Raw genomic sequence first — 3,659 nt, 5'->3', positions numbered from 1 at the left:
TTCAGGACCTCGTGGTGGCGATTGCAACGAACGGGAGCAGGACCGCGGTTCTCCTCGGCGACGGGAATGGCGCGTTCGGGCAACCGCTGATCCTGGCCGATCCCGGCCTCAACGTGCCGCAGTACGTTGCGGTCGCGGACTACAACCTCGACGGCTTCCAGGACCTCGCGATGGCCCTGGCCAACGGCAACTCGGGGCTGATGCAGATCCGCAACGGCAACGGCAACGGCACGTTCCAGTCACCGGTGAACCACCAGGTCCCTCCGGACGCGTCCAGCATCGGCGGGGTGGCGATCCTCTCGGCGTCGTTGAACAGCGATGGCCGGCCTGACATCGCGTTGGCCTGGGGTGGGGCGAGCAGCGGCATTGCGGTGCTGCAGAACACGACCGGTGTCACACCGCCGCCGACGCCGTCGGCCCCGACGCTGCTGAGTCCCGCGCAGGACTCGACACCGGCGCAGCCGGTCGCGTTCGACTGGACGGACGTGACCGCGGCGACGTCGTACCGCATCCAGATCGACGACTCGAGCACCTTCTCGAGCCCGCTGGTGGTCGACCAGGTTGTCACGGCGTCGCAGTTCACCGCGCCGACCCTGGCGTCCCGGCGGCACTGGTGGCGGGTGCGTGGCATCAACTCGGCCGGTGTTGAGGGTCCGTTCTCGACCGTGCGCCGGTTCACTCCGCAGGCACCGCCCGCGGCGGCGGCGCTGTCGTCGGTGGCTGTCAGTTCGTCGAGCGTGGTGGGCGGCAACCCGTCGACGGGGACGGTCACGTTGACCGCCGCGGCTCCTTCCGGCGGCTTCGCCGTGGCGTTGTCGAGCAACAACCCCGCCGCGTCCGTGCCTGCGAGCGTGACGGTGCCAGTCGGGGCGACCAGCGCGACGTTCACTGTCACCACGAGCGCGGTCACCATGTCAACACCGGTGACGATCACCGCGAGCGCGGGCGGAGTCACCCGAACCGCAACGCTCACCGTAAACCCGCCCGGTCAGTCGGCCACCCTAACCGTCACCGCCACCGGGCGAAGCGGTGAGCGGATCACTTCGAGTCCGGCCGGGATCAACGTCTTGGTCGGAAGCACCGGATCGGCGTCGTTCACGGTGGGAACGTCGATCACGCTCAGCGCCACCAACGGGCGCGACGTGATCTGGTCCGGCGCGTGCTCCAGCGGTGGAAACAAGACCAAGACCTGCACGTTCACGCTGAGCGGCAACGCCAGCGTGACCGGCAACGTCCAGTAGCCTCGACCTCTGTTGTCAGCTACACCCGACCGGTGCCATGGGGCCAGGTGCGTTTGGGCGGCGCCAGCCGTCACCAGCCCCTCACGGCACCAAAGGCGTCGGGGGAGAGCAGGCGCGCATGCCCTCATCGGCCGATTGAGGGTGTTGCTGCTCGGCTCTGCCGCGGTTGTCGGTGCCGTGGACTAGAGGCGGGTCATGGGTAATCGGCGTCGGCGGCGTGGCCGGATGTTCAGCATCTTGGTCCGTTGGATCCGGGCCCGTCTGGCGTCTCGTGTGGGTGCTCGCACCTGGCTGTCATCGCCTTCGAGGCTGAACATCGCCGCCGTCCTGAGCGCCCGCCTGACCGAGCTGCGCCACGAACTCGCCGAGACCAAGCCCAACTCGCCGTCGCGCACGGCGAACTCCTCGAGCTACGCCGCCGCCCAGGCGCCGACCCGCCGCCCATCGGCAACTGAGTCGATCCCGCCACCGCCAATCACAACACCACCGCCGCGCCGCGCCACGTCAAAGACGCGTCATCAACGTCATGACCTGCAACCCGGCTCCCCAAAAGACGATCAAGGTCAGATAACTGGGCATGAAGGGCATGCTCAGCGAGGCTGAGCTGCACGTGCTGCGGGCCCGCCTGGACGGCGGCATCCGCAACAAGGCCGCCCGTGGCGAGCTGCGCACCGGCCTGCCGGTCGGGCTGGTCTGGGGCGAGGCCGACGGGGCGATCCGCCTCCACCCCGACGAGGCCGTCACCGGTGTCATCCGGGCGGTGTTCGACCAGTTCGCCGTGTCCGGGTCGGTGCGCGCTACCTGGCTGTGGCTAAAGGACAACAACCTGCGCTGGCCGTTGCAGCCGGTCGGCTATCGGCGGGACCGGCTCCCGGAGATCACCTGGGTGGAGCCGACCTACCACGCGGTACACACCACGTTGACCCACCCCGCCTACGCCGGCGCCTACGTCTACGGCCGGACACGCCAGGACCACTACGTCGGCGGCGACGGCCGGCTGCGGGCACGGCGACGTAGCCTGCCGCAAGACCAGTGGGAGGTCCTCATCACCCAGAGAAATCGCGGGGCATCGACTGGGACACCCACCGGGCCAACCAGCAGCGCATCGGGCAGAACATCCGCCCGGAACGGCACCAGCCCGGCACCGGCGCGGTCCGGGAAGGCGCCGCGTTGCTGCAGAGCCTGGCCCCCTGCGGGGACTGTGGCCGCAAGCTCGCCGTGTTCTACCGCGGACCGGCCAAGTCGGTGCCGAACTACTACTGCCACGGCTCGGCTGAACTGGTCGACGGCAAGGGATCCCGGCACATGAACGTTGGTGGGCAAGCCATCGACGCCGCCGTCGCCGAGACGTTCCTCGCCGCGGTGTCCCCGGCGGCGTTGCATGCCTGCCTGGCCGCCGCCGAGCAGCTCGAGGCCGGCTACGACGCCGCGTTGGACCAGCATCGTCGCCAGGTCGAACAGGCCCGCGACGCCGCGCTGAAAGCCGAGCGCCGCTACCGCGCGGTCGACCCGGACAACCGGCTCGTCGCCCGCGGGTTGGAGGCCGAGTGGAACACCGCCCTGCAGGCCGCCGCCGACGCCGAAGCCGAACTGTGCCGCCGCGAACAACGCCGCCCCACCCTGCTCACCGACGCCGAACGCGCCGCCATCCTCGCCCTCGGCGAGGACCTCGACCAGGTATGGCACGCTGCCACCACCACCGACAAGGACCGCAAACAGCTGCTGCGCACCCTGCTCGAGGAAGTGCAGATCACGGTACGTCGCGACGTGGCCGACTCCCACGCCGACCTGCTGCGGTGCCGCAGGGCCGGCACCGGACCCACGCGCCGAACAACGGGGTGATGTAACGCTGGCCGCGCCGCCGAAGCGGGCTACCGCTCAGGTCGTTGGCGGGCCAGGTGCCGGTACACGACGGCCGCTGCCAGCGGTTCGCCGCAGGTGTAGGCCGGCTCGGCGATGGGCCGCCAACCGACCGGGTCGCAGGCCAGCCAATGGCTGCGCTGCCCGGTGTGGATCTCGACGACGTCACCGACGGACAGTTCCCCAGACAGTTCGAGCGTGTTGCTTGGCATCGCACCTAGCGCCACGACGAGAGCCAGCTTCAGCAGGAGTTCGTCGGGGCCAGATCCACGCTTGGACGGCCACCCAATACGGGGAAGCTCAAGATTTCCGGTGTCCACCCGTCGATTTCGTGGCTCGCCGTTCGTCTTATTGCGCGACCATCTGGTAGTGACGAGGAGGAAGCGATGAAGTACGTCATGCTGATCTATCAGGGCACCGCGCTTGAGCGACAGGCCGCGCTCCCCGAGGAGGAGCAGAAGCAGGTCTACGCCGACTACCAAGGGATCAATCAGACGCCGGGCGTCACCCCCGGGCTGCCGATGGGCCTGCCGGAGAACGCGACCACCGTGCGGGTCG

At 69.3% G+C, this 3,659-nt stretch carries 4 protein-coding genes; 3 read left to right on the top strand and 1 reads right to left on the bottom strand.

Annotation, left to right across the window (positions count from 1 at the left end; translation table 11 throughout):
* From VGR06_RS42425 to VGR06_RS42415, 3 genes are all read left to right on the top strand, one after another.
* Positions 1-1,241, top strand: a 1,241-nt coding sequence (locus VGR06_RS42425; protein WP_327564925.1) for an FG-GAP-like repeat-containing protein, incomplete at its 5' end; no start/stop codon positions are given.
* Positions 1,242-1,818: 577 nt separating this feature from the next.
* Entirely contained in the window at positions 1,819-2,550 is a 732-nt protein-coding gene (locus tag VGR06_RS42420) for a recombinase family protein (protein ID WP_327564924.1), read from the top strand.
* Entirely contained in the window at positions 2,547-3,083 is a 537-nt protein-coding gene (locus tag VGR06_RS42415; RefSeq protein ID WP_327564923.1) for a hypothetical protein, read from the top strand. The genes VGR06_RS42420 and VGR06_RS42415 overlap by 4 nt, the downstream gene beginning before the upstream one ends.
* Positions 3,084-3,112: 29 nt before the next feature.
* Here VGR06_RS42415 and VGR06_RS42410 read toward each other — a convergent pair whose 3' ends face one another.
* On the bottom strand, positions 3,113-3,313 hold the full coding sequence (locus VGR06_RS42410) for a hypothetical protein (RefSeq protein ID WP_327564922.1): 201 nt from the start codon (positions 3,311-3,313) through the stop codon (positions 3,113-3,115).
* Between the last annotated feature and the right edge of the window lie 346 nt (positions 3,314-3,659).

The sequence above is a fragment of the Actinophytocola sp. genome (assembly GCF_036002505.1).
GTDB lineage: Bacteria > Actinomycetota > Actinomycetes > Mycobacteriales > Pseudonocardiaceae > DASYTH01.
This window is presented reverse-complemented; position numbering and strand designations above follow the sequence as displayed.

Bases quoted from the DNA above. Each gene is read 5' to 3' on its own strand.
- VGR06_RS42410 (WP_327564922.1), bottom strand. From the start codon at position 3,313: ATGCCAAGCAACACGCTCGAACTGTCTGGGGAACTGTCCGTCGGTGAC.
- VGR06_RS42415 (WP_327564923.1), top strand. From the start codon at position 2,547: ATGAACGTTGGTGGGCAAGCCATCGACGCCGCCGTCGCCGAGACGTTC.
- VGR06_RS42420 (WP_327564924.1), top strand. From the start codon at position 1,819: ATGAAGGGCATGCTCAGCGAGGCTGAGCTGCACGTGCTGCGGGCCCGC.